Raw genomic sequence first — 21,314 nt, forward strand, 5'->3', positions numbered from 1 at the left:
GTGATTTCCCATATTCGGGACGAAGTTACAAATGAAATGCCGATGAATGGAGGCGACATGGTTGCCGCAGTGCGCCTGGCAGGCAAGGTTGCTTTCGATGCCTATTCCCATTTCGCCGAGGATGACGGCTGGGCGATGGCGAGCCATATGGCGCTTTCCATTCTTCTGGCGCTGTTCCCTTTCCTGATCTTCGGCACGGCTCTGGCCGGTTTTCTCGGGGCAGACCAGTTTTCCGAAACGGCGGTGCATCTGATTTTCGACACCTGGCCGGAAGCGATCGCCGGGCCGTTGGCGGCGCAGGTGCAACAGGTCCTGACCATTCCGCGCGGCGGGCTGCTGACGATTTCGGTGCTGGCGGCCGCATATTTCGCCTCCAACGGCGTCGAGGCGCTCCGAATCTCGTTAAACCGCGCCTATCGCGTCACCGAAACGCGCTGGTGGTACATCACCCGCCTGCTCAGCCTGCTTTATGTGCTGATCGCGGTGATCGTCTTCGCCGGCATCAGTATCGTGCTCGTCGCCGTGCCGGTCGCCATGTCGTTTGCGGAGCAGCGATTTCCCTGGCTGACGGACGTGCTGAACACCGTCTCCAGCCTCGGACTCTACGGAACAATCGTGATGCTGACGGTGGGACTGGTGGCGGCGCATCTCTGGCTTCCGGCCGGCAAACGCCGCATCTGGGATGTCTGGCCCGGCATTCTGCTGACGATGATCTTCTGGGTCATCGGTGCCGCGATCTTTGCCTATTACCTCTCCACCTTCGCAAATTATGCCGCCACCTATGCCGGTCTTGCCTCGGTCATGGTGGTTCTGGTGTTTCTTTACATGGTTGGCGTCATCTTCATGCTGGGCGCGGAGGTGAATGCCGCCCTGATGAAATACAAGGTCCGGCAGATCATTCGCCGCAATATGGGCGGAAGCAGCGCGCGCCGCGGGCAGGTTCTAGAGGAGGCCGACAAGCCGGCGGATATCTGAAGGCGTTTTACCTTCCGATCGAAGAGAGGAAAGGCCGGTGCTGCCCTCGCTTTTCGAAAGCTTGCGCCCATCCGCGCCCAAAATCAGCCGGTGGTGATGGTAGCCGGGTTGCGGCAGGTCCAGCAATTGCTGTAACAGCCGGTGAATGGCGGTTGCGTGAAACAGATCCATGCCGCGTACCACATGGGTTATGCCTTGCAATGCATCATCCACCACCACGGAAAGATGGTAGCTGGAGGGTGCATCGGAACGCGACAGCACCACATCACCCCAAAGTGCCGGCAAGGCTTCGATCTCTCCGGTCTGCCCGTCGCCGTTCTCGCGCCAGAACAGTTTGCTGCCGGCGATGCGGATCGCCTTTTCCATATCGAGCCGCCAGGCGTGTTGTCTGCCTGACGCCTGCATCGCCGCCCGTTCCGCCTGCGGCCTTTGCCGGTCGATCGCCGGATAAAGCGGTGCGCCGTCGGGGTCGCGCGGCCAGGCCGTGCCCTGCGCCTCAAAGGCTCTGACGATGGTTTTCGTCTCGCCACGGCTCAAAAAGGCCGGATAGGCGAGGCCCGCCTCAATCAGCCTGTCCAGTGCCGCGTGATAGTCATCGAAATGTTCCGATTGCCGCCGCACCGGTCTTTCCCATTCCAGCCCCAGCCAGCCAAGATCATCATAGATCGCCTGCTCCAGTTCAGGGGTGCAGCGAGTCTGGTCGATATCCTCCATGCGCAGCAGAAAACGACCGCCATTTTCCAGCGCCATGTCGTGGTTCAGCAGAGCGGAGAGGGCATGGCCCAGATGCAGGGAGCCATTGGGGCTCGGCGCAAAACGATAAACCGGTTTTTGACGGATGGGCGAAGGCATGGTTTCTTCTGCCATGTTTTGAAGCGCCTCGCCACCCGGTGCCGGGCCAACGTGAATATGGACTGTGCGGATATGAAAATTATCAGGGGCCTCGACGATATCAACGAAGGTCTGGAACATCTTGCCCGCCTCGATCCGGCTCTCAGCCTTATTATCGAAAAAGCCGGTCCGCTGGAGTTGCGCATTCACGAGCCCGGCTTTGCGGGCCTTGCCCACATCGTCGTGTCGCAAATGGTCTCGCGCGCCAGCGCCAACGCCATTTGGGCGCGTATCCTTGCCGGCACCGGCGCTGAGGTGACGGCGGAAAACTATCTGGCCGTGCCGGAGGAGTTGCGCGCCAGTTTCGGCCTTTCGCGGGCCAAGGCGACGACGCTGGAAGGGCTGGCGCGCGCCGTCGCGGAAGGGCAGATCGATCTTGATGGCGTGGTGCGCAGGGAGGCGGTTGTTGCCCTTTCCGAACTGGTTGCGCTCCGTGGCATCGGCCCGTGGACGGCGGAGGTCTATCTGATGTTCTGCGGCGGCCACCCGGATATATTCCCCGTCGGCGATGTGGCGTTGCGGGCGGCCGTTGGCCACGCGCTTTCTCTGGAAGCCCGACCGGATGCGAAATGGCTGGCGGAACGGGCGGAACTCTGGACGCCCTGGCGCTCCGTCGCCGCCCGGCTGTTCTGGGCCTACTACGCTGCCGTCATGCGGCGCGCGATGGTGCCGCTGCCCTGAGGCAAGTGCTGGATGCGGCACAAATTCTAGGTTATGGGTCGTGTTGAAAACGGGATGGAGGAAACATGCCCAGCATTCTGGAGCAATTGCAGACGCGCCGCGACGAAGCGCGGCTCGGCGGCGGCGTTAAGCGCATCGAGGCGCAGCACGCCAAGGGCAAGCTGACGGCGCGTGAGCGTATCGATGTGCTGCTGGATGAAGGTTCCTTCGAGGAATACGACATGTACGTCACCCACCGGGCGGTGGATTTCGGTATGGCGAGCCAGAAGATCGCAGGCGACGGCGTCGTTACCGGCTGGGGCACCATCAACGGCCGGCAGGTCTATGTTTTTTCCCAGGATTTCACCGTGCTCGGCGGTTCGCTGTCGGAAACCCATGCGCAAAAAATCTGCAAGATCATGGATATGGCGGTCCGCAACGGCGCGCCGGTAATCGGGCTCAACGATAGCGGCGGCGCGCGCATTCAGGAAGGCGTCGCCTCACTCGGCGGTTATGCCGATGTGTTCAAGCGCAATGTCATCGCCTCCGGCGTCGTGCCGCAAATCTCCGTCATCATGGGGCCGTGTGCCGGTGGTGCCGTCTATTCGCCTGCCATGACCGATTTCATCTTCATGGTGCGCGACACTTCCTACATGTTCGTGACCGGGCCGGATGTGGTGAAAACCGTGACCAACGAGATCGTCACGGCGGAAGAACTGGGCGGCGCTTCCACCCACACGAAGAAATCCTCCGTTGCCGATGGCGCTTATGAGAACGACATCGAGACGCTGGAACATGTGCGGCTGCTGTTCGATTTCCTGCCGCTGAACAATCGCGAAAAACCACCGGCCCGGCCTTTTCACGACGATCCGGCGCGGCTGGAAGCACGTCTCGACACGCTGATCCCCGACAGTTCCAACAAGCCCTATGACATGAAGGAGTTGATCCACGCGCTTGCCGACGAGGGTGATTTCTTCGAGTTGCAGGAGGCTTTCGCCCGAAACATCATCACCGGTTTCATGCGTCTGGAAGGCCAGACAGTCGGTGTCGTGGCCAACCAGCCGATGGTGCTGGCGGGGTGTCTGGATATCGACAGTTCCCGCAAGGCTGCCCGCTTCGTGCGCTTCTGCGACGCTTTCAATATTCCGCTGCTGACGCTGGTGGATGTGCCGGGTTTCCTGCCCGGTACGGCGCAGGAATTTGGCGGCGTCATCAAGCATGGCGCGAAACTGCTGTTTGCCTATTCGGAGGCGACGGTGCCGATGGTGACGCTGATTACCCGCAAGGCCTATGGCGGTGCTTATGACGTGATGGCGTCGAAGCATATCGGTGCGGATGTGAATTATGCCTGGCCGACGGCGGAAATCGCCGTGATGGGCGCGAAGGGCGCTGCGGAAATCCTCTATCGCTCGGAACTTTCCGATCCGGACAAGATTGCGGCGCGCACAAAAGAATATGAGGAGCGTTTCGCCAATCCCTTCGTGGCGGCGGAGCGCGGTTTCATTGATGAAGTCATCATGCCGCACTCCTCGCGCCGCCGCATCGCCCGTGCGTTCGCCTCGCTGCGGGGTAAGAACGTCGAAACCCGCTGGAAGAAACACGATACTATTCCGCTCTGACCTGTTCCGGGGCTGGAAAAATGCTTCGGCCACCTTACTATATGTTTGTTCAGGCGCCCGGAACTTCGGATGCCCTCCCGAAACGCACAAGGACTGATTTTATGGCCGAGAATTCCTCCGCAGATAATTTTCCCGCCGGATATGAAGTGCCCAAGGTCTGGACCTGGGACAAGGGCAATGGCGGCCAGTTCGCCAACATCAACCGCCCGATCGCCGGTCCCACCCATGACAAGGAACTGCCGGTCGGCAAACATCCTTTGCAGCTTTATTCGCTGGCGACGCCGAACGGCCAGAAGGTCTCGATCATGCTGGAGGAATTGCTGGCCGCCGGCCACAGGGGCGCCGAATATGATGCGTGGCTGATCAAGATCGGCGAAGGCGACCAGTTCGGCTCCGGTTTTGTCGGCGTCAATCCGAACTCCAAGATCCCGGCGCTGATGGATCATTCGACATCAGAGCCGACGCGGGTTTTCGAAAGCGGCTCCATCCTCGTTTATCTCGCGGAAAAATTCGGCGCTTTCCTGCCGAAAGAGGGCAATGCCCGCACGCAGGCGCTGAACTGGCTGTTCTGGCAGATGGGGTCCGCCCCCTTCCTCGGCGGCGGCTTTGGCCACTTCTACGCCTATGCGCCGATCAAGATCAAATACGCCATCGACCGTTACGCCATGGAAGTGAAACGCCAGCTTGACGTGCTGGACCGGCATCTGGCCGACAATCGCTATCTGGCGGGTTCGGAATATACGATCGCCGACATGGCCGTCTGGCCCTGGTATGGCAAGATCGCGCTCGGTCAAGCCTATGGCGATGCCGGTGCGTTTCTTGAAGCGGATGGTTATAGACACGTCATGCGCTGGACGCTTGAAATCGGCGAACGCCCTGCGGTGAAACGCGGCGTGATCGTCAACAAAACCTCGGGCGATCCGTCCGAACAATTACATGAACGCCACGATGCCTCCGACTTCGAGCAGAAGACGCAGGACAAGATCGGCAAGGCATAACGATAAAGACTTAAAAGGACAAAAGATGGCGAACCTGCCCGAAATGACCAAACACAAGGGATTTCCATCCGGCATGCCGAGCACGGGTGTGCAGTTCACCATCCGCCGCGCCAATCCAAAAGGGGTAACGCCGGTTAAGGCGATACCCCGAAGGGCGCGGGACGATTCCAGGGAACACCGCATCGATGCCGCCTTCCTGCACTCGCTCTGGCACCATTTTGGGGCCGAGCCTTTTGAGCGCGGCAATCTCGACGCCGCCCGCCTCAGCCTCCTGTTCGGGCGTGAGGTCTTGCCGGCGGAAAAGAATTTCGATCCGCTTTCTTACCAGGCGATGCTTGTCATCGACGAGCGCGTAGCACGGCAGAATTTCCCGGAATCCTTCGAGAATTTTTTCGAGATTTGAGGACGGGATACGGCATTTGTCGTGAGGGGAAGAGGGAGAAAAACCGCGTGATCAAAAAAATCCTCATCGCCAATCGCGGCGAGATTGCCTGCCGGGTCATCAGGACGGCGAAGAAGATGGGCATCGCGGCGGTTGCCGTCTATTCGGATGCGGATGCGAATGCGTTGCATGTGAAGATGGCGGATGAGGCCGTTCATATCGGTCCGGCGCCTTCGTCGCAGTCCTATATCGTCATCGATAAAATCCTTGAGGCGATAGAGAAGACCGGGGCGGATGCGGTGCATCCGGGTTATGGTTTCCTGTCGGAAAACGCCGCTTTTGCCGAGGCGCTGGAGAAGGCGGGTGTCATCTTCATCGGCCCGCCGGTTGGCGCCATCAAGGCGATGGGCGACAAGATCACCTCCAAGAAACTCGCGGCGGAAGCCGGTGTTTCCACCGTTCCCGGCCACATGGGGCTGATCGGCGATGCCGAAGAAGCGGTGAGGATCGCATCGCAGATCGGTTATCCGGTCATGATCAAGGCGTCCGCCGGCGGCGGCGGCAAGGGCATGCGCGTTGCCTTCAATGACGCAGAGGCGCGCGAGGGGTTTCAATCCTCCAAGAATGAGGCGAAGTCCTCTTTCGGCGATGACCGCATCTTCATCGAGAAGTTCGTCACCCAGCCGCGCCATATCGAAATTCAGGTGCTGGGCGACAGGCATGGCAACATCCTTTATCTCGGCGAGCGGGAGTGCTCGATCCAGCGACGCAACCAGAAGGTCGTAGAGGAAGCGCCGTCGCCCTTTCTGGACGCGGCGACGCGTAAAGCCATGGGCGAACAGGCCGTCGCTCTGGCGAGGGCAGTCGGCTACCATTCGGCCGGGACGGTGGAATTCATCGTCGATGGCGAGCGCAATTTCTACTTTCTGGAAATGAACACCCGCCTGCAGGTGGAGCATCCGGTGACGGAACTCGTCACCGGCATCGATCTGGTCGAGCAGATGATCCGCGTCGCCGCCGGTGAAAAGCTGTCCTTCGGGCAGGACGATATCAAACTCAATGGCTGGGCGATCGAAAGCCGGCTTTATGCCGAGGATCCCTATCGCAACTTCCTGCCGTCGATTGGTCGGCTGACGCGGTATCGCCCGCCGGAAGAGGGCGAGCAGGAAAACGGCACTGTCATCCGCAACGATACCGGCGTCTTCGAAGGCGGGGAAATCTCGATGTATTACGATCCGATGATCGCCAAGCTGTGCAGCTGGGCCAAGGATCGTGAAACCGCCATCGATGCCATGGGGCAGGCGCTTGATCGTTTCGAGGTGGAGGGTATCGGCCACAATCTGCCGTTCCTCTCAGCCGTCATGCAGCATGAGCGTTTTCGGGCCGGGCGACTGACGACCGGCTTTATTGCCGAGGAGTTTCCGGAGGGCTTTTCCGGGGTCGAACCGGATGAGGCCTCCGCGCGCAAGCTTTCCGCCATCGCCGCCATCATCCAGCAGCGGCTTCAGAACCGCGCGGTCGAGATTTCCGGCACCATCGGCAATCACCGACGTGTCGTTGGCCATGAGTGGGTCGTTTCGTTCGGGTCATCCCGCTACAGCGTCGGCGTTGAAACCGGCGCGGATGGAACCGCGATGCGCTTTGAAGACGGCGAGGCGCTGACGGTGGATACCGGCTGGCTTCCTGGCCAAAGGCTTGGTCTGTTCATGGTGGCGGGCGAGGTGATTGCCGCCAAGGTCGATCTCATCGGCGCGGCAATTCGCCTGCGCTGGCGGGGCATTGACGTCGTGGCCCATGTGCGCAGTCCGCGCGTGGCGGAACTGGCGCTGCTGATGCCGGAAAAACTGCCGCCAGATACCTCGAAACTGCTGCTCTGCCCCATGCCGGGCATCATCACCGGTATCTCTGTTGGCGAAGGTGACGAGGTGGAGGCCGGGCAGGCATTGGCAACGGTGGAGGCGATGAAGATGGAAAACATCCTGCGCGCCGAAAAACGCGGTCGCGTCTCGAAAGTTTCGGCAAAGCCGGGCGACAGTCTTGCGGTGGATGAGGTCATTCTCGAATTCGAATAGGCTTGCGACCGTTTTCAGGAACGGATGAGGATGGGAGCGGTTTACGGCGGCGGCCGGTTTTGAGGGGCACTGGATTTCGGCCAAGATTTCCCGTCACAGTGCTAAAAATGAAATGCAGAGGGAGAGATGCATGTCGGGTGAAAAAACGGTGCGGGATTGGCTGCAGCTCGCTGAAAAGGAGCTGAAGCGTTCACCGGAAACACTCGTCTGGCATACGCCCGAAGGCATAGAGGTCAAACCGCTTTACACGGCTGACGATCTGCAAAAGGTTTCCCATCTCGACGGCCTTCCGGGCTTTGCGCCCTTCACGCGCGGTCCGCGTGCCACCATGTATGCCGGGCGGCCGTGGACGATCCGCCAATATGCCGGTTTTTCCACAGCGGAAGCCTCCAATGCGTTCTACCGCAAGGCGCTGGCCGCCGGTCAGCAGGGCGTTTCCGTGGCCTTCGATCTTGCCACCCATCGCGGTTATGACAGCGATCACGTGCGTGTCGAAGGTGATGTCGGCAAGGCCGGTGTGGCGATCGACAGCGTCGAGGACATGAAAATCCTGTTCGACGGCATTCCGCTCGAAAAAGTCTCCGTGTCGATGACCATGAATGGCGCGGTCATTCCGGTGCTCGCCAATTTCATCGTTGCGGGGGAGGAGCAGGGCGTTGCGCGCGCTGCCCTTTCCGGCACCATCCAGAACGATATCCTCAAGGAGTTCATGGTCCGCAACACCTATATCTACCCGCCGGAACCCTCGATGCGGATCATCGCCGATATCATCGAATATACGGCAAGGGAGATGCCGAAATTCAACTCCATCTCCATTTCCGGTTACCACATGCAGGAAGCAGGCGCGACGCTGGTGCAGGAGCTGGCCTTCACGCTGGCGGATGGCCGCGAATATGTGCGGGCCGCCCTTGCCAAGGGACTGAATGTCGATGATTTCGCCGGCCGCCTGTCGTTCTTCTTCGCCATCGGCATGAATTTCTTCATGGAGGCGGCAAAGCTGCGCGCCGCACGCTTCCTCTGGTCGCGCATCATGCAGGAGTTCAAGCCGCAAAATGCCTCGTCGCTGATGCTGCGCACCCATTGCCAGACGTCCGGTGTCTCTCTTCAGGAACAGGACCCTTACAACAACATCGTCCGCACCGCCTTCGAGGCAATGTCTGCCGTGCTCGGCGGCACGCAATCGCTGCACACCAATTCCTTTGATGAGGCCATTGCCCTGCCGACGGAATTTTCCGCCCGCATCGCCCGCAATACCCAGCTTATCCTCCAGCACGAAACCGGCGTTACGAAGGTGGTTGATCCGCTGGCCGGTTCCTATTACGTCGAAAGCCTGACGGATGAACTGGCGCAAAAGGCCTGGGCGCTGATCGAGGAGGTGGAAGCGCTTGGCGGCATGACCAAGGCGGTGGCCGAAGGCTTGCCGAAACGGTTGATCGAGGAGGCGGCAACGCGCCGTCAGGCAGCGGTGGACAAGGGCGAGGAAGTCATCGTCGGCGTCAACCGTTATCGGCTGGAAACCGAGGAGGATGTCGACGTTCTCGATATCGACAACGCCGCCGTGCGCGCCTCGCAGATCCGCCGTCTTGAGGATACCAAGCGACGTCGCAACGGTGGAGAGGTCGCCGCAGCGCTGGAGGCGCTTTCGGAAGTCGCCCGCAGCGGCAAGGGCAATATTCTCGAGGCGGCGGTCGTGGCGGCTCGCGCCCGCGCCACGGTTGGCGAGATTTCCGATGCGTTGCGCGCCTCCTTCGGCGATCACGCCGCCGTGCCGGAAGTGGTGAGCGACATTTACGGTGAAGCGTATAAGGATGAGCCGGAGCTTGCCACGCTCGCCGCCCGGCTTTCCGGTGTCGCCGAAAGGATCGGTACGAAACCGCGCATCATGGTCGCCAAACTCGGGCAGGATGGGCATGATCGCGGCGCGAAAGTCATCGCGTCAGCCTTCGGCGATATCGGTTTCGATGTGCTGGCCGGGCCGCTGTTCCAGACGCCGGGGGAAGCCGCCGATCTCGCTGTTCAGAACAAGGTGCATGTGGTCGGCATGTCGTCGCTTGCCGCCGGTCACAAGACGCTGGCGCCGCAGCTGGTCGAGGCGCTGAAGAAGAAGGGCGCGGAAGACATCATCGTCGTCGTCGGCGGCGTCATTCCGCGTCAGGATTACCAGTTCCTGCTCGATCACGGCGTTTCGGCGATTTTCGGACCCGGCACCAATGTCATGGATGCGGCCAACAAGGTTCTCGACCTGCTTGAAGGCATCCGGCGGAACGCGTGAGGGGAAGACGGCAATGTTTGGAAAACTGAACCACGTCGCCATTGCGGTTCCAGATCTCGATACCGCCATCGCCCGCTATAGGGCGCTCGGCGCTCAGGTTTCCGAGCCACAATCCCTGCCCGAACACGGCGTGACGGTAGTTTTCATCCAGGCGGAAAACACCAAGATCGAGCTCCTGCATCCGCTCGGAGAAAACTCGCCGATTGCCACCTTCCTCGAAAGAAATCCGGGCGGCGGCACGCACCATCTGTGCTTTGAGGTGCCGGATATTCTGGCGGTGCGCGACGATCTCGCCCGCAAAGGTATCCGCATTCTGGGCGATGGCGAACCGAAGACCGGCGCGCATGGCAATCCCGTTCTCTTCCTGCATCCGAAGGACATGGGCGGTGTGCTTTACGAGCTTGAGCAAGTTTCCCCGACACATGGCTGAAACACAGACCCCGTAAGACGCTGGCCATGTGGCAGACGGTCAGTAGCGGCCGTTCGCCTTTGCCGGAACGTGTTTCGTTTGTTTTCTTTTGACATTCGTTTTATTTTCGTTTTTATGGCGGTTGACTTTCAACGATGGGGAGAAATTCCCCCGGCGCTGTCGTGGAGGCTCTATGTCCAGCGAGAATATTTTCGATCTTTTTGTCATCGGTGGCGGCATCAATGGCTGCGGCATTGCTCGCGACGCGGTGGGCAGAGGCTATTCCGTGGCGCTCGCGGAGAAGGGCGATTTCGCTTCCGGCACCTCTTCGGCCGCCACCAAGCTCATCCATGGCGGCTTGCGCTATCTCGAACATTACGAGTTTCGTTTGGTTCGCGAAGCGCTGATGGAGCGTGAAATCCTGTGGGCCATGGCCCCGCACGTTATCTGGCCAATGCGCTTCGTTCTGCCGCTTCAGAAGGGCGGCGTGCGCCCTGCATGGATGGTACGGCTCGGCCTGTTTCTTTATGACAATCTCGGCGGCCGCAAGCTTTTGCCGCCAACCCGCACGGTCGATCTTCGGCAAGATCCGGCAGGCAAGCCGCTGAAGCCGGTTTTTGCAAAGGCTTTCGAATATTCTGACGGCTGGGTGGACGACGCCCGTTTCGTGGTCTTGAACGCGCGCGATGCAGCGGATCGCGGTGCGACGATCATGAACCGCACGCGGGTCGTTTCCGCGCGACGCGAAGGCGGGTTATGGCTTATCGAAACGCTGGACGAAAAAACCGGCCGCACGGTCACGCACAAAGCGCGCATGCTGGTGAACGCCGCCGGCCCCTGGGTGGATAATGTGCTGTCTGGCGTCTTCGGCCGCAACGATGTGCACAATGTTCGCCTCGTGCAGGGCAGCCACATCATCGTGCGCAAAAAGTTTTCCGATCCGCGCGCCTATTTCTTCCAGAACCCGGACAATCGCATCATCTTCGCCATTCCCTATGAGCGGGACTTTACGCTGATCGGCACCACCGACCGCGATTACAAGGGCGATCCCGCCAAGGTGCGTATCTCTGAGGACGAGATTTCCTATCTCTGCAATGCGGCCAGCGAATATTTCAGCGAACCGGTAAAGCCTGATGATATCGTCTGGGCCTATTCCGGCGTGCGTCCGCTTTTCGACGATGGAGCTTCGAAAGCGCAGGAAGCCACACGGGATTATGTGCTCAAGGTTGAAGAGGGCGAAGCGCCGCTTCTCAACATCTTCGGCGGTAAATTGACGACCTATCGGCGGCTGGCGGAACATGCACTGGAAAAGATCGGCGCGGCTATCGGCGAGAAGGGCAAACCCTGGACGGCGGGTTCGCACCTGCCGGGTGGTGATTTCGGCGTGGAGAAATATGAAGCCCAGGTGAGGGCGCTTGTCTCCCTTTATCCTTTCCTCGGCGACCGCCATGCCGAGCGGCTGGTCAGAAACTACGGCACGAAGGCTGCGGAACTGCTCGGAGCCGCCACCGATGTTTCCGGTCTCGGCCGGCATTTCGGCGGCACGCTTTACGAATGCGAAGTGCGCTGGCTGGTGAAGCACGAATGGGCCTTTGCTGCCGAGGATATTCTCTGGCGGCGTACGAAACAGGGTCTGCGGTTGAGCAAGGACGAGGCCGTCGCTCTGGACGAATTCGTGGCCACGCTGACGGGCCGTCCGGAAAAAGTCGAAGCTTTGGCGGAACAGGCCTGAGCCTGCGGATTGTCTGGTCAGCTTGCGGAATTCCTGACCAATTTCTGAGGGCCGTCGGCGCTCAATATATAGTCGTCGGCGGTCGAAAGCGCGTGTTCCATATGCCCTTCGAACACCAGTTCCGGTTCGTTGGGCGCGATGCCTATTTTCGGCATTCCGCCGAAACGCACCGCTTGCGATTGCGCAAGGCCTTCGTGAAGGCCGCTCTCCAGAAGATCGAAGTAGCGTGTGCCGGGGCCGGTGATGAAGACCGGCATATGGCCATGCAGGCTGAACAGGCGTGAAAGGCCGTTGCCGAGCGCGAGCCCGGCAGCGCGGAAGGCGAGCCGCGCCATGCGCCCGCCGGCGCGGGCTGAAGCCGCGATCTTGTCCACCTCCGCAATTGGTACGAATTTTGCGGGTTCCGCCTGTGGCGGGGCCTCGAAAGCCGAACGCAGGATCGCGTAAAACCCGGAATAGGCCTCGATACAGCCTCTGGTGCCGCAACGGCACAGCGCGCCGTCGGCCAGATGCAGCATATGGCCGAAATTGGGTGCGCCGACCTCGATCGCGCCATCCGTGGTGGCGCGAGCAATGCCGAGACCGATGCTGTGGCCGAGGGAAAGGGTAACGAGCGCCTCCGATGTCCGGCCCTCATGCGCCTGTTCCCGCATCCAGATGGCCTTTGCGGCAAGCAGGGTCTCGTTGTTCAGGGTTACACGAATGCGGCCGTCTTGCGAAATGAGTTGCTGGAAATCTATCTTCTCGTTGCCGAGCACCGGCGACCAGACGAGCACCGCCGCTGCCGCGTCCACCAGTCCCTTGCTGCTGATCGATACCTGAAGAATATCGTGCAGGCTGATGCGCGAGCGCTCCGCAAGTCTCGCCAGACCCGCCAGTATAGAGCCACCGAAAGAGCCTTTTTCAACTGCCATCCTCTGCTCGGTAAACCGGTCCACCAGCTTGCCGGCATAATCGACCAGCGAATATTGCACGCTGTCGGAAGAGATGATGACGATGGCGACATGGCAGAAGGCGCCGCTTGCCGCAAAGAGGATACGGGGCCGCCCGCGCCCGGCGGCGGCAAGCTGTTCTTTGCGCAGGATCAGTCCGGCACGCTCGAGTTCCATGGTAATGGCGGAGACCGTGGCGGAGGCAAGCCCGGTGAAGGAAGACATGTCCGTATGGGAAAGGCTGCCGCGCAGGCGCAACGCCGCCATAACCGACAGGCTGTTTTTCTGGCGCACCAGTTCCGTGCTTGCAATGGCGGACATGGGCTGGGGTATGCTCCCTGAACGGCTTTTTTCCTGTCGTGCTTACCCCGTCTGATGGCGCATGCCACATACAGGATCAAGACACCCGGATGCTGTCCCCAGCCGTTGTTGACAGCATTGGGAATCTCTGACATTAATTTTCTCGACTGTCGAGAAAATTGTGAAACCACAGAGACCGGCAGCTTTTTCCGGGCGTTTTTCCTGCATGGAGGTGCAGGCTTCGCCCTTACCGGGAGGACATCATGAATTCATTTGCCAAGCTTTTGGCGGGTACAGCTGTACTCGTTTCCCTGCACACCGCTGCTATTGCGGCCGATCTCGTCGTTGGCGTTTCCTGGTCGAATTTCCAGGAAGAGCGCTGGAAGACGGATGAGGCGGCAATCAAGTCCGCGCTCGACAAGGCCGGTGCGAAATACATTTCCGCCGATGCGCAGTCATCCGCCGCAAAGCAGTTGACCGACGTCGAATCGCTGATTTCCCAGGGCGCCAATGCGCTCATCATCCTTGCACAGGACAGCGACGCAATTGGCCCGGCCGTTGAAAAGGCCGTCGCCGAGGGTATTCCGGTGGTCGGTTACGACCGCCTGATCGAAAACAAGAACGCCTTCTACATCACCTTCGACAACAAGGAAGTCGGACGCCTTCAGGCAGCCGAAGTCTTCAAGGTCAAGCCGGAAGGCAATTACGTCTTCATCAAGGGTTCGTCTTCCGATCCGAATGCTGACTTTCTTTTTGCCGGTCAGCAGGAAGTCCTGAAGGCCGCTGTCGATGCGGGCAAGATCAAGAATGTCGGCGAAGCCTATACCGATGGCTGGAAGCCGGAAAATGCCCAGAAGAACATGGAACAGTTCCTGACCAAGAACAACAACAAGGTCGATGCGGTCGTCGCATCGAACGACGGAACGGCCGGCGGCGCAATCGCTGCTCTTGCCGCGCAGGGCCTTGCCGGTTCTGTTCCCGTATCCGGTCAGGATGCCGACTTCGCCGCGCTTAACCGTGTCGCGCTCGGCACGCAGACGGTATCCGTCTGGAAGGACAGCCGCGAACTCGGCAAGGAAGCTGCCGGCATCGCGCTGGCGCTTGCGGGCGGCAAGAAGATGACGGAAATCAAGGGCGTTGCCGCCTTTGATGGCGGTCCGAAAAAAGTGACGATGCAGTCGGTCTTCCTCAAGCCCATCGCCATTACCAAGGACAATCTGAACGTCGTCATCGACGCCGGCTGGATCAAGAAGGAAACGGCCTGCCAGGGTGTGAAGGCCGGATCCGTCAAGGCCTGCAACTGAGACCGATAGGTTGACGTTTGGGCGCCGCGCCACGGCATGTGGCGCGGCGCCTTTCAGATGTAAGGAGGACCGGCAGTCCATGGCCGACATGACACAATCCAATTCCACAGCGTCCCCCAAGACGGAAAAGACGGGCTCGATTTCGCGTTTCATCAGCGCCACCGAGCTTGATACCCGGCTACTCGGCATGGTCGGTGCGCTTCTTCTGATCTGGATCGGTTTCCATATTCTTTCGGGCGGGCTGTTCCTGACGCCGAGAAATCTCTGGAACCTCTCTGTCCAGACCGCCTCCGTGGCGGTAATGGCGACAGGCATGGTGCTTGTCATCGTCACCCGCAACATCGATCTGTCGGTCGGGTCGATCCTCGGTTTTTCCGGCATGATCATGGGTGTCATGCAGGCGGAAATCCTGCCGCAGATCCTCGGCTTCGAACATTGGGCGACATGGATCGTCACGCTTCTGGTCGGCATTCTCGTCGGCGGCGCGATCGGCATGCTGCAAGGCTCTATCATCGCCTTCCTGAATGTGCCGTCCTTCATCGTCACGCTCGGCGGTTTGCTGGTCTGGCGCGGCGGCACCTGGTTCGTCACCAGCGGTCGCACCGTGGCGCCGATGGATTCCACCTTCCGCCTGATGGGCGGCGGCACCAGCGGCTCGATCGGTGAGACATGGAGCTGGGTCGCTGCCATCGTCGCCTGCGTCGCCATCGTTGCGGCGATCCTGAATTCCCGTCACCAGCGCCGCCGGTTCGGTTTTCCGCTGCGGCCCGTCTGGGCGGAGTATTTTCTGGTGGCACTCGGCTGCTTCGTCGTTATCGGCTTCGTGGCGGTGGTCAACAGCTATCCTTGGCCGATCAACATCGCCCGCAACTATGCCGAAGCAAGTGGCATAGCCTGGCCGGAAGGCGGTCTGTTCATTCCGCACGGCATCGCCATTCCCGTGTTGATGGCGCTCGCTGTCGGGGCGGTGATGACTTTCATCGCGACGCGGCTGCGCTTCGGACGTTATGTCTTCGCCATCGGCGGCAATCCTGAAGCAGCGGAACTCGCCGGCATCAAGACCCGCTGGGTCACGGTGAAGATATTCACGCTGATGGGCGTCCTGTGCGCCATCGCTGCGGCGATCTCGACGGCCCGCCTCAACGCGGCCACCAATGCCCAGGGTGAACTGGACGAACTTTATACGATCGCGGCGGCGGTCATCGGCGGCACCTCGCTCGCCGGCGGCGTCGGCACCATTGCGGGCGCGATGCTCGGCGCGCTCGTCATGCAATCGCTGCAATCCGGCATGGTGCTCGTGGGCATCGATACGCCTTTCCAGCGCATCGTCGTCGGTGTGGTTCTGGTCGTCGCCGTCTGGCTCGACACCATTTACCGCGCTCGCGCCAAGTAAGAACCGAGGAGAACTCCTATGACGGACCAAGTCACGCCCCTCGTGGAAATGCGCAATATTTCCATTTCCTTCGGCGGTATCCATGCGGTGGAAAACGCCTCTGTCGATCTTTTCCCCGGCGAGGTGGTTGCCCTTCTCGGCCACAATGGTGCGGGAAAATCGACACTCATCAAGATATTGTCCGGTGCATACCGGCGGGATGAGGGCGATATCCTCATCAACGGCGAGGATGTGGATATTCGCAATCCCCGCGACGCCAAGAAATATGGCATCGAAACCATCTACCAGACGCTGGCCGTGGCGGATAATGTCGATGCGGCGGCCAATCTTTATCTCGGTCGCGAGTTGAAGACGAAATGGGGCACATTGGACGATGTCGCAATGGAGGCCTCGGCCCGCGAGGTCATGGGGCGTCTCAACCCCAACTTCCGGCGGTTCAAGGAGCCGGTGAAGGCGTTGTCTGGCGGCCAGCGACAATCCGTCGCCATTGCCCGCGCCATTCTTTTCGACGCCCGCATCCTCATCATGGATGAGCCGACGGCAGCGCTCGGGCCGCAGGAAACGGCGCAGGTCGGTGATCTCGTCAAGGAACTGAAACGGCAGGGCATCGGCATCTTCCTCATCAGCCACGATATCCATGACGTCTTCGATCTGGCCGACCGGGTATTCGTCATGAAAAACGGCAAGGTGGTCGGCCATGCCCGTACGGAAGATGTGACGAAGGACGAGGTTCTCGGCATGATCATTCTGGGCAAGGTGCCATCAGGTGCTGTGGCGGGTCCGGGTGCGGTTGTCGCCTGATCGGTTCAGATCGAATATTCGAGATTTGTTATGCCCATATTGAGTGAAGCCCGGTAAAACCGGGCCTCATCATTCATCGCTTCCGTGAAAATCCCTGGGGAGGGTCGTGCGGACAATTGCGTCCTGCAGAAACGCGCCCTCTGGTGGATTTACGTCATTGCGGATGTTCAATGCAGATCGGCGTGTGCGAGGCTGCTGCCGTTTATCTCTGCGCTTGTCAGCGGCAGACCCTGCTTGTTGATGTCCTGAGCCAGCGACAGCAATGCCATTTCGAGGAAATAGGTCGACATGCCCAATTCCATCGATTTAGAACGCTGGCAAAGATAGGAAACCATCCTTCCAAGCGCCAGAATGTCGTCCGCATCGTCCTGTTCAAATATTGCTGTGGTAGATGCCGCCATGCTTCCCTCTCGACAGTCGACAATATGATAACGCGTTGATCCCCGCGTTGTTCATTTTCGACCACATCGAGCGTCACGCGAGCGTCACACCTGCGTCAATCATCGCTCTTGTTTTCCTGAGCGCCGGTATTTTCCGCCGTTTCGGTCGTTGCAAGCGATGTCACGAGGGCGACGATGCTTTTGCGCACGGTTGCGTTCTTGATCCGGGCGAAGGCCTGATTGAGCGAAAAACCTTCATTCGACGCCACGAATGATTGCATGGCATTGATGGAGCCAAGGGCCGGATTGGCGTTTCCGACATCCGGTGTGGCATTGGCGAACAAAGAGCTGACCTCGACGCCGAGAACCGATGCTATGGCCTGCAGGCGTGACGCGCCGACGCGATTTGCGCCCTTTTCGTATTTCTGGACCTGCTGAAAGGTGATGCCCAGCCGGCCCGCCAGTGCACTTTGACTCATGCCGAGCGACTTGCGGCGCATTCTGATTTGCGTACCGACATGCACATCAATCGGGCTGGGTAGTTTGGGTTGCAGCATGGATTCCTCCAGTTGTGAGGGGCTTAATTTGGATAATTGTCAATTAATATTGTTGAAGGTAGACATTCAACACAATTTCCACGGGTATTGCGAGGCGTTACTGACAAAATAAGGCGGTTTTCTGTTTATATGCTATGTGCCGGGCCACGGTTTATCACCTTTGTCGCACACCGCAATGCCCCGTTTCTGCTTGTAAAACGGCTCCATCCCTCCACGCCGATGGCATAAAAGCCGAGTTTTTCCCATATTTTCCGGTTTTCTTCGTCGAAACCCTCGAATGCTTCCGTATCGCCGAAATGCGGGATCCAGACGAATGGCTGCTTTTGACCGGGCCGCACGGCATTTTCCAGAAGGATATTATTGTAAAGCCGGGGCAGGCATTTGTTCGTATCGATGGCGGGTGAAACCGGAATGGGATTTCGCATGATCGCGAAGCCTTGCCGCGCCAGCGAAAGGGCAGAGGCGTCCAGTTTTCGTTTCAAATCCGTGGTTGAACGGGCTTCGCAGCCGCCCTGCGCCACCGGATCGGCGACAAGCAATAGCGGGCGGCCATCACGACGAAGGCCCGTGACCGAAACGAACTGGTCGACGTGGAAACCGCACTGATGCATTTTCCCGGCGATCAATACAGGATCGGAGGTTTCAACCGGGGAAAGATCGGAAGCTGAATTCCCGAGATCCTCCGGCCGATATCCGAAACTGTGCACGGTTCTGCCGTCGAGAGCCTGAACCCGGCACCATTGTTGCGAGTGCTCGACCGCCGCATTGCTTGCGATCCCCCTGTCGTCCCGCAGGCTGGAATGGCCCACCAGTCGAAAGTCCGGGCCGACCAGCTGGTTGCCGCCCGGCAAAATGACCTGCGAAGTGGTGACTGCAAGCCCGAGACGGTTGGCCAGCCCGCCGGCGATGGGGTCTTCTGCTGCTGAAACCAGTTCGGTTGCGCCCCTCTCGCCGGTCCGGACGTGGAACATATCCTGTATCCACGGATGCGAAACGTTGTGATGTGCGTCGAGCGCTACCAGTTCTGCGGTACAGCGGATTGCCAGCCTGTCGAGCCAGTTTTGCGCGGAGGTGAGACAGGCGCGATTGATCAGAACAAGTGCTGTTATATCGGAAGGCAGAGCCGAAAGCAGGTTTCCGATTGGAATGAGCGGTGAAACGTCATGGTTCGCAAAAAACGGTGTGGGCAGTGCAAGCGCGATCGTGCGGATCAGCCCACCGCAATCGGGCACGAGAGACAGGGACCGGGCAGCGGTCAAGACACTTTTTCCCACGCCATGCGCCGCGCGGCCAATTGCTGAAAAAACGCCGTGTTCTGGAGCTTCCATGATAGTGGCGGCGGAGATGGCAACGCGCCGCTGCCAATCATGCCTAAAAGCCTGGCCGCATCGTTTCGTTTGACGGATACCGCATGTCCGGCCAGAAAATTTGCAGTTTCGGGGCTGAGCTTTGCCTCAGTTGCGATTGCGCGCCATGTTCTGCGGGTAAAATGCAGCTTGCGGGCAGCGCGCAGCAGGCCGTCGTGTTCCCCCGGTTCGAACGACGCGCGGCACGCTTCCAGCGTCGCTTCGGCATCGACCAGCGCGATCGTAAGCGGGCGATAATCGAGTTCGCCGGGCGCATGGGTGACCGCCACATCGGCGTCTGAAAACCGCCGCCCGTCCCGATAGGCTTCGAAGATTTCGCCGATGCCGATCATGCCGAAGGCTACGCATTCCGCCGCCCTCAGCGCACCCATGCTGGCCGCGCCGACAACGGTGACGCCCTCTGATAGCGCAAACAGGATTTCCTTGTGCCAGACGGCGGCGCAATCTCCGTAAAGGCCGTCGATCAGCCCGATGATCCGGGCGCCCTGTTGCACAGCGTCAAAAATATCACCACAGGAGGCGGGGCCGCGAAGATCGACCCCGGAAATCCCTTCGCGTGCGATGCCGTGGATGGACGGCCCCGCAAAAACCACCGGCTTCATCAAAGACCTCCGAGGTTCAGGAACCGGTCAAGCGTCCGCGGTGAGATCTGTTGCAGACCGCCGCCCGCAGGTGTGAGGCCGCTTGCCAGAACCCGCACGACATGCAGGCCGGATATTCCCGTTTCCAGCGGAAAGACATAGATGTCCTCGATCCCGCTGGAGAAGAGATGCTCCGCAAGCTGACGCCATGGCGGCAGAGCCGTGTCGCGATCCGCGAAATCGAGATTGGCCGGGAGCCGTTCCACCGGCCGTGACGCGGATACGGCTGGTGTGGCCGCAAACATATCCCGCTGGTAGCGCAGAGGAGAGAGATCGTCCCTCGCGCCGCTGATGTCAGTCAATCGCGACTGCACCGCCTCTAGCAGCGCCGCAATTGCGGCGTCATAGGTACCAAACCGGCAGGCCGCGCCGGCAGCACTGCGGGTCGCAAGCCCGCCCTGCGCGTGAATGGAACGGGGTAAGCTTGCCATGACCACCGGCACGCCGAGCGCATTCGTCAGGTCAAAGAAGCGCGGCGGCAGTCCGATATCTGAGAGATGTCGAACAAGGGTGTCGAAAGAAGTGTCGATTCCTGGTGGAAACAGGACCGGTTCCGGCGCGATATTGCGGGTTTCGAAAGTGTCTATGAGAAAGCAGGCATCATTTTCGACGAGTTCGAGCAAAGCGTGGAGAGCCGCGTGGTCATGGTCGAAACCGGCCGCGAGACCTTGCGAACTCATCAGGAAGGCCCGTCGATCCCAGGGGAAATCCGCGCGGAAATCCATGCCGACCAGCTCATAAGGGGCAAAAACGTCGCGCTGCCGGCCTATGGATATTCCTTTTACCCAGGCGCGTTCGGTTTGCAGATTAAGAGTGTCCGGGTCGACCCGGCCGATGGTTTCGAAGGGAACAATCGGAGCGCCCTTGTCCCGCATCTCCTGAATGGAGCCGAAAGCGGCGATGTGTTTGCGGGTGTCTTCGGCAACGGCACCTTCGATCGCTTCCATGATCGCCGAAAGGCGGGCCTGTTCCGCGACAAGTCCCTTGCCCTGAGACACCGACAGTCCGCGTGAATTGGGCCGCGCGGCAAACCAGACGGGTATGCCGATAATGTCGAGACCGGTCACGTCGCCGACACGGGTAATCCCGAACCGCCGAAGCAGTTCGGGATCGAAGAACGAAGCGTCCGCATGTCTTGAAGCCGCCGTCGCTGAAATGGGAGCACCGTCGGCGGCCAAGGCTGCGGGGCCGCGATCAGGGCGCAGCGTTGGTGTCGTCGGCAAGGATGGCGTCGAACAGTTCGCCGGTGATGGCGCCCGCCGGGCCGACCGCCTGAAGCGCCGACTCGATCGGTGCCAGTACCATGCGGTTGAAATCCCAGCCGGTGTCGATCACTTCACCGACAAGGGCGAAATCGGCCTCGGAAACCACGGCGCCGCCGGCGAGGAGGGCTTCGATGCCCTGAATCTGGACCTGATCCAGTTCGGTTTCGGGCAGGCCGTCCTGGCGGACGAGCATGGATTTTGCGGCCGCGGCAACGCGTGCATAGCCGTCCACACCGGGATGGCTCGCCTCATAGGCGGCAATCGTCTCATGCGAAACGGACGCAACCTTGAGCGGCGCCGTACGAATGAAGAGAATGCCGAAATCCTTTTTTCCAACAATGAAGAAGTGCGAGGACATAATATC

20 protein-coding genes are annotated in these 21,314 nt (G+C 60.0%); 12 read left to right on the top strand and 8 right to left on the bottom strand.

Annotated elements, in window-relative coordinates:
- Positions 1–57: 57 nt before the first annotated feature.
- Positions 58–975: a YihY/virulence factor BrkB family protein gene (locus tag RS75_RS03275; RefSeq protein WP_045017830.1), complete on the top strand. Its 918-nt coding sequence runs from the start codon at positions 58–60 to the stop codon at positions 973–975.
- Here RS75_RS03275 and gluQRS read toward each other — a convergent pair.
- Positions 943–1,842, bottom strand: coding sequence for a tRNA glutamyl-Q(34) synthetase GluQRS (gene gluQRS, locus RS75_RS03280; protein ID WP_045017381.1), 900 nt, complete (start codon positions 1,840–1,842; stop codon positions 943–945). The genes RS75_RS03275 and gluQRS overlap by 33 nt on opposite strands.
- 57 nt (positions 1,843–1,899) lie before the next feature.
- Here gluQRS and RS75_RS03285 point away from each other — a divergent pair, with 57 nt between their 5' ends.
- From RS75_RS03285 to RS75_RS03320, 8 genes are all read left to right on the top strand, one after another.
- Positions 1,900–2,547, top strand: coding sequence for a DNA-3-methyladenine glycosylase family protein (locus RS75_RS03285; protein WP_045017831.1), 648 nt, complete (start codon positions 1,900–1,902; stop codon positions 2,545–2,547).
- Between the two features lie 65 nt (positions 2,548–2,612).
- The gene (locus RS75_RS03290) at positions 2,613–4,145 is read left to right on the top strand and encodes an acyl-CoA carboxylase subunit beta (protein WP_045017383.1); all 1,533 of its coding nucleotides are present in this window, start codon (positions 2,613–2,615) and stop codon (positions 4,143–4,145) included.
- A gap of 101 nt (positions 4,146–4,246) precedes the next feature.
- Positions 4,247–5,143 (top strand): glutathione-dependent disulfide-bond oxidoreductase, encoded by an 897-nt coding sequence (yghU, locus tag RS75_RS03295; protein ID WP_045017832.1) that lies wholly within the window; start codon positions 4,247–4,249, stop codon positions 5,141–5,143.
- Between the two features lie 25 nt (positions 5,144–5,168).
- The gene (locus RS75_RS03300; RefSeq protein WP_045017386.1) at positions 5,169–5,546 is read left to right on the top strand and encodes a hypothetical protein; all 378 of its coding nucleotides are present in this window, start codon (positions 5,169–5,171) and stop codon (positions 5,544–5,546) included.
- A 47-nt stretch (positions 5,547–5,593) separates the two neighbouring features.
- Positions 5,594–7,597, top strand: a complete 2,004-nt coding sequence (locus RS75_RS03305) for an acetyl-CoA carboxylase biotin carboxylase subunit (RefSeq protein WP_045017388.1) — start codon at positions 5,594–5,596, stop codon at positions 7,595–7,597.
- A gap of 130 nt (positions 7,598–7,727) precedes the next feature.
- Positions 7,728–9,869, top strand: coding sequence for a methylmalonyl-CoA mutase (gene scpA, locus RS75_RS03310; protein WP_045017390.1), 2,142 nt, complete (start codon positions 7,728–7,730; stop codon positions 9,867–9,869).
- 13 nt (positions 9,870–9,882) lie between these two features.
- The gene (gene mce, locus RS75_RS03315; RefSeq protein ID WP_045017392.1) at positions 9,883–10,299 is read left to right on the top strand and encodes a methylmalonyl-CoA epimerase; all 417 of its coding nucleotides are present in this window, start codon (positions 9,883–9,885) and stop codon (positions 10,297–10,299) included.
- A gap of 172 nt (positions 10,300–10,471) precedes the next feature.
- On the top strand, positions 10,472–12,010 hold the full coding sequence (locus tag RS75_RS03320) for a glycerol-3-phosphate dehydrogenase (protein WP_045017395.1): 1,539 nt from the start codon (positions 10,472–10,474) through the stop codon (positions 12,008–12,010).
- Positions 12,011–12,027: 17 nt separating this feature from the next.
- Here the strand turns inward: RS75_RS03320 and RS75_RS03325 are convergent, their stop codons facing one another.
- Positions 12,028–13,263 carry an ROK family protein gene (locus tag RS75_RS03325; protein WP_045017397.1) on the bottom strand — a complete coding sequence of 412 codons (1,236 nt, stop codon included), beginning with the start codon at positions 13,261–13,263 and terminating at the stop codon, positions 12,028–12,030.
- A gap of 242 nt (positions 13,264–13,505) precedes the next feature.
- Here RS75_RS03325 and xylF point away from each other — a divergent pair, with 242 nt between their 5' ends.
- From xylF to RS75_RS03340, 3 genes are all read left to right on the top strand, one after another.
- Positions 13,506–14,546: a D-xylose ABC transporter substrate-binding protein gene (xylF, locus tag RS75_RS03330; RefSeq protein ID WP_045017399.1), complete on the top strand. Its 1,041-nt coding sequence runs from the start codon at positions 13,506–13,508 to the stop codon at positions 14,544–14,546.
- A 79-nt stretch (positions 14,547–14,625) separates the two neighbouring features.
- Positions 14,626–15,939: a sugar ABC transporter permease gene (locus RS75_RS03335; protein WP_045017402.1), complete on the top strand. Its 1,314-nt coding sequence runs from the start codon at positions 14,626–14,628 to the stop codon at positions 15,937–15,939.
- 18 nt (positions 15,940–15,957) lie between these two features.
- Entirely contained in the window at positions 15,958–16,740 is a 783-nt protein-coding gene (locus RS75_RS03340; RefSeq protein ID WP_045017403.1) for an ATP-binding cassette domain-containing protein, read from the top strand.
- Between the two features lie 167 nt (positions 16,741–16,907).
- Here RS75_RS03340 and RS75_RS03345 read toward each other — a convergent pair whose 3' ends face one another.
- The 6 genes from RS75_RS03345 to RS75_RS03370 all read right to left on the bottom strand — a co-directional run bounded on the left by RS75_RS03345 (position 16,908) and on the right by RS75_RS03370 (position 21,308).
- Positions 16,908–17,141, bottom strand: coding sequence for a hypothetical protein (locus RS75_RS03345; protein WP_045017404.1), 234 nt, complete (start codon positions 17,139–17,141; stop codon positions 16,908–16,910).
- 95 nt (positions 17,142–17,236) lie between these two features.
- Positions 17,237–17,677, bottom strand: coding sequence for a helix-turn-helix domain-containing protein (locus RS75_RS03350; protein ID WP_045017405.1), 441 nt, complete (start codon positions 17,675–17,677; stop codon positions 17,237–17,239).
- Positions 17,678–17,802: 125 nt separating this feature from the next.
- Positions 17,803–18,936 carry a hypothetical protein gene (locus RS75_RS03355; protein ID WP_045017407.1) on the bottom strand — a complete coding sequence of 378 codons (1,134 nt, stop codon included), beginning with the start codon at positions 18,934–18,936 and terminating at the stop codon, positions 17,803–17,805.
- Positions 18,933–19,646, bottom strand: coding sequence for a TfuA-like protein (locus RS75_RS03360; protein WP_045017408.1), 714 nt, complete (start codon positions 19,644–19,646; stop codon positions 18,933–18,935). The genes RS75_RS03355 and RS75_RS03360 overlap by 4 nt, the downstream gene beginning before the upstream one ends.
- Positions 19,646–20,842 carry a YcaO-like family protein gene (locus RS75_RS03365; RefSeq protein ID WP_045017833.1) on the bottom strand — a complete coding sequence of 399 codons (1,197 nt, stop codon included), beginning with the start codon at positions 20,840–20,842 and terminating at the stop codon, positions 19,646–19,648. The genes RS75_RS03360 and RS75_RS03365 overlap by 1 nt, the downstream gene beginning before the upstream one ends.
- A 37-nt stretch (positions 20,843–20,879) precedes the next feature.
- A complete protein-coding gene (locus RS75_RS03370; protein ID WP_045017409.1) occupies positions 20,880–21,308 on the bottom strand; it encodes a hypothetical protein in 429 nt (142 codons plus the stop codon).
- Positions 21,309–21,314: the final 6 nt, after the last annotated feature.

Source organism: Rhizobium nepotum 39/7, assembly GCF_000949865.1.
GTDB lineage: Bacteria > Pseudomonadota > Alphaproteobacteria > Rhizobiales > Rhizobiaceae > Agrobacterium > Agrobacterium nepotum.

Coding starts and splice junctions, on each gene's coding strand:
- RS75_RS03300 (WP_045017386.1), top strand. CDS start 5,169: ATGGCGAACCTGCCCGAAATGACCAAACACAAGGGATTTCCATCCGGC.
- RS75_RS03285 (WP_045017831.1), top strand. CDS start 1,900: ATGAAAATTATCAGGGGCCTCGACGATATCAACGAAGGTCTGGAACAT.
- yghU (WP_045017832.1), top strand. CDS start 4,247: ATGGCCGAGAATTCCTCCGCAGATAATTTTCCCGCCGGATATGAAGTG.
- RS75_RS03350 (WP_045017405.1), bottom strand. CDS start 17,677: ATGCTGCAACCCAAACTACCCAGCCCGATTGATGTGCATGTCGGTACG.
- RS75_RS03325 (WP_045017397.1), bottom strand. CDS start 13,263: ATGTCCGCCATTGCAAGCACGGAACTGGTGCGCCAGAAAAACAGCCTG.
- scpA (WP_045017390.1), top strand. CDS start 7,728: ATGTCGGGTGAAAAAACGGTGCGGGATTGGCTGCAGCTCGCTGAAAAG.
- RS75_RS03335 (WP_045017402.1), top strand. CDS start 14,626: ATGGCCGACATGACACAATCCAATTCCACAGCGTCCCCCAAGACGGAA.
- RS75_RS03275 (WP_045017830.1), top strand. CDS start 58: ATGGTTGCCGCAGTGCGCCTGGCAGGCAAGGTTGCTTTCGATGCCTAT.
- gluQRS (WP_045017381.1), bottom strand. CDS start 1,842: ATGGCAGAAGAAACCATGCCTTCGCCCATCCGTCAAAAACCGGTTTAT.
- RS75_RS03320 (WP_045017395.1), top strand. CDS start 10,472: ATGTCCAGCGAGAATATTTTCGATCTTTTTGTCATCGGTGGCGGCATC.
- RS75_RS03360 (WP_045017408.1), bottom strand. CDS start 19,646: ATGAAGCCGGTGGTTTTTGCGGGGCCGTCCATCCACGGCATCGCACGC.
- xylF (WP_045017399.1), top strand. CDS start 13,506: ATGAATTCATTTGCCAAGCTTTTGGCGGGTACAGCTGTACTCGTTTCC.
- RS75_RS03290 (WP_045017383.1), top strand. CDS start 2,613: ATGCCCAGCATTCTGGAGCAATTGCAGACGCGCCGCGACGAAGCGCGG.
- RS75_RS03340 (WP_045017403.1), top strand. CDS start 15,958: ATGACGGACCAAGTCACGCCCCTCGTGGAAATGCGCAATATTTCCATT.
- RS75_RS03345 (WP_045017404.1), bottom strand. CDS start 17,141: ATGGCGGCATCTACCACAGCAATATTTGAACAGGACGATGCGGACGAC.
- mce (WP_045017392.1), top strand. CDS start 9,883: ATGTTTGGAAAACTGAACCACGTCGCCATTGCGGTTCCAGATCTCGAT.
- RS75_RS03370 (WP_045017409.1), bottom strand. CDS start 21,308: ATGTCCTCGCACTTCTTCATTGTTGGAAAAAAGGATTTCGGCATTCTC.